Annotated in this window: 2 protein-coding genes; both read right to left on the bottom strand. The window is 37.3% G+C overall.

Annotation, left to right across the window (positions count from 1 at the left end):
- Nucleotides 1-73 precede the first annotated feature (73 nt).
- Nucleotides 74-799 carry an IS21-like element helper ATPase IstB gene (gene istB / locus DF281_RS14355; RefSeq protein ID WP_085428212.1) on the bottom strand — a complete coding sequence of 242 codons (726 nt, stop codon included), beginning with the start codon at nucleotides 797-799 and terminating at the stop codon, nucleotides 74-76.
- The gene (gene istA / locus DF281_RS14350; protein ID WP_109350940.1) at nucleotides 796-2,250 is read right to left on the bottom strand and encodes an IS21 family transposase; all 1,455 of its coding nucleotides are present in this window, start codon (nucleotides 2,248-2,250) and stop codon (nucleotides 796-798) included. The genes istB and istA overlap by 4 nt, the downstream gene beginning before the upstream one ends.
- Nucleotides 2,251-2,396: the final 146 nt, after the last annotated feature.

Genomic DNA, 2,396 nt, shown 5'->3' with positions numbered 1-2,396 from the left:
TGTGTTTTGCAAGAAGAAAGTGCATAAGTTTGCAATGAAAAATACACAAGCTTGCCAGCCTTCAATTTAGTTTTTATCTTTGTCGCGATAAAGCGTTTGTAACTCTAAAACTATCTCCAGTAAAATTCAAAATGTGAGCGTGATGGATCACACGATCTACTAATGCGGCAGTTAGTCTAGAATCACTAAATACACGATTCCATTGACTAAACTCCAGGTTTGACGTGATAATCAAGCTTTTCTGTTCGTACCAATCTGAAATAAGTTGGAAAAGGAGCTCAGCTCCTTCCTTGTTGAAGGGTACGTATCCCATCTCATCTAAAATAATTAAATCCACACTTTTGAATCGACCTCTAAACTGCGCTAATTTTCCGTCGCGCCATGCTTTTTCCAATGATTCAGCGAGATCAGAAACTCTGTAAAAGCGTACTTCTAATCCACGCTTACAGGCCTCATAACCTATGCCAGTTGCGAGATGTGTTTTCCCTGTACCTGGTGCTCCAGTTAATATCAAGTTCTCTCTACGACCGATAAAGTCTATCTTACATAGTTCCTCACTATCAATGTGTGCTGGAAAATGAATTTGTTCATTCCATTGAAATGAAGAAAGTGACTTCTTCTGAGTAAATTTAGCTTTCTTTATTAAACGTTCTGATTTTGCTTCCTCTCGGAATTGAAGTTCCTTTTGAAACAACTCATCTAAAAATTGAGTAGGATTCTCGAAAGGGATATCTTCGTAAATCTCATTCACATAAGCCAAGCGTAATGTTTTACAAATACTTTTCAGATTAGAAGTCATGGAGTTTCACCTTCAATCTGTGACGTACTTTGTAACTGATCATACATACTCCAATTAACATCATAAGGATGCTCTTCAGGTTCTTTTAAGCTTTCGGATTGGCTACTCAAGAGGTCGTAGAATTCATCATTGATTTGGTTCATATTATGAGTTACTAATAGCGCTATTAACCAATGTAAACGTTCTTTACGAATCGTCAGATTTGAGATATTGATGTATTCATAAATACGACCTGGAAGATACGGAGAGAACCGTGAATAGCTTACTGCACGCGGTTTACTTAACCAAGATTTTAAGATTGATTGCCAGGGAATCTCGCGATTCTTATGCATATAAGGACGGTTGTCTTCATATAGAATCTCTCCGTGAGGAGATAGTACTTTGAATCGGTTCCAATATTTCACAATAGATAAGGATGGATAGTTATTTCCTCTTGGAATATAGACTCTCACTTTATCTAAAGTGATTTCACCATACTTATTAGACTGAACCTTATTCTCTTTAAACACGGGGAATTCTTCATCTGGTAGAGCCAATAAGTATTCAAATTCTTCCTCCAAAAGTTTTTGTATCGAGATTTTCTTCTCATAATGAATTCGTTCTCGATCTTTTGTATGCTTTTGCTGCAATAAGTTCGTCAGATGTTCCAAGTTCTCTATAACTGGTGCGGGCGTGATGAAGTTATATCGAACATAGCCAACTTTATTTTCTACATTTCCTTTCTCGTGTCCTGAATACGGATTACAGGCTTGAGGTTCGAATCCGTAATGATTCGCAAACTGTAAGAATTCATTTGCAAACACAGTTTCTTCGTGTTTATTTCTTGGTTTAGTGACAGCGGTTACCATGTTGTCGATTCGGATTTTTCTTGGTACGCCACCTAGCTGCTGAAATATTTTCTTGAGTCCATAGAGAAGACATTCTTGATTTTCTGATGGTAACGGAATTGAATAGGCATCATTACTGAACGGTAGGGTCATAATTAAACAGTGAATATCACGATACTTACCATCTTGTACAGCTTCCATTAACCCGAAATCTAACTGCGCTTCTGCAGGCGGATGTATAAGACGCTCATAGTTTTTATCTGTAGTTTCATCTTCAATATCCTCTCTACTTTCTCGCCACTCTTTAATAAAGTACGATACGGTCCGATAGGAACCTTTGAATCCTAGAGCTTGTAGCCCAGTAAAGATCCCTTGGTTTGTTCTCCGTTTCTTTCTCTTTAGCTTTTGATCTTCCCAAAGCCAATCACTAACAATTTCTCCCCATTTTTCTTCGTACATCATACCGGATCTTTTCAACACTTTCTCTTGAGGCAGTTGGTCTTCATCCGCATACTTTTTAACAGTTCTCCAATTAAGATGTAACGTTTTTGCTATGTGATTTATAGATAATGATTTCTGATTCCTCATTAATTTGATACAATTGATTTCAGGCATTGCCAGCATTCCTCTCAACCTCCACTGATTTGATTCGACACCAATACAGTAGAGAAATTTTGGAAGGCTGGCAAGCCTTTTATTATTATTTTACAATTGCAGCGTTATGTACTTATTCCTTTCAAAACTCTGTACTTCTATCTTGCACTACACAA

Source organism: Kurthia zopfii, assembly GCF_003143955.1.
GTDB lineage: Bacteria > Bacillota > Bacilli > Bacillales_A > Planococcaceae > Kurthia > Kurthia zopfii.
Note: the sequence above shows the minus strand (reverse complement) of the source record. Positions and strands in the feature narration are given on the sequence as shown.

What these genes read in the sequence shown, in the direction of transcription:
- istB (WP_085428212.1), bottom strand. Translation starts at nt 799, where the DNA reads ATGACTTCTAATCTGAAAAGTATTTGTAAAACATTACGCTTGGCTTAT.
- istA (WP_109350940.1), bottom strand. Translation starts at nt 2,250, where the DNA reads ATGCTGGCAATGCCTGAAATCAATTGTATCAAATTAATGAGGAATCAG.